Genomic DNA, 728 nt, shown 5'->3' on the forward strand with positions numbered 1-728 from the left:
CTACAGGCGAGGTGAAGTGCATTGACGACGAAGTCCCGTTTGAGATACCGCAAGGGTGGGAATGGTGCAGAATGCAAGACGTTATAACTTTTGTGAATGGCCGAGCATATAAAAAAGAAGAACTGTTATCACGAGGAAAATACAAAGTTCTTCGTGTTGGCAATTTCTTTACAAATAACCAGTGGTATTATTCTGATTTAGAACTATCTGAAGACAAGTATTGCTATCATGGCGACTTACTTTATGCATGGTCAGCTTCTTTTGGTCCTCAAATTTGGAATGGTGATAAAACCATATTCCATTATCACATTTGGAATGTTAAGTTTGATACAAAAGTTCTTTTTAGAGAATACTTGTATTATTTCTTTTTGTTTGATAAGACACAAGTAAGAGCTTCAACAACAGGAAGTACAATGGTTCATGTTTCTATGGAGAATATGAAACCTCGTTTGATTCCAATTCCACCTATTGATGAACAAAAAAGAATCGTTTGTGGAGTAGAACGTGTTTTGCCATATGTTGAAAAATACGAACTATCGCAAAGTAGAAAAGATATTCTTGATGCAAATATTAAAGAATCTCTCAAAAAGTCCATTTTACAAGAAGCAATTCAAGGAAAGCTCGTTCCGCAGATTGTAAGAGAAGGCACAGCCCATGAATTGCTTGAACAGATAAAAGCGGAGAAGCTGAATCTCGTGAAAAAGGGCAAGCTAAAAAAGACTGCCCTT

1 protein-coding gene is annotated in these 728 nt (G+C 36.5%); it reads left to right on the top strand.

Annotated features, from left to right (window positions below; all coding sequences use genetic code 11):
* Window positions 1-71 precede the first annotated feature (71 nt).
* Window positions 72-728, top strand: a 657-nt coding sequence (locus HMPREF0650_RS12415; protein WP_211205568.1) for a restriction endonuclease subunit S, incomplete at its 3' end; no start/stop codon positions are given.

This window comes from Hoylesella buccalis ATCC 35310 (genome assembly GCF_000177075.1).
Lineage (GTDB): Bacteria > Bacteroidota > Bacteroidia > Bacteroidales > Bacteroidaceae > Prevotella > Prevotella buccalis.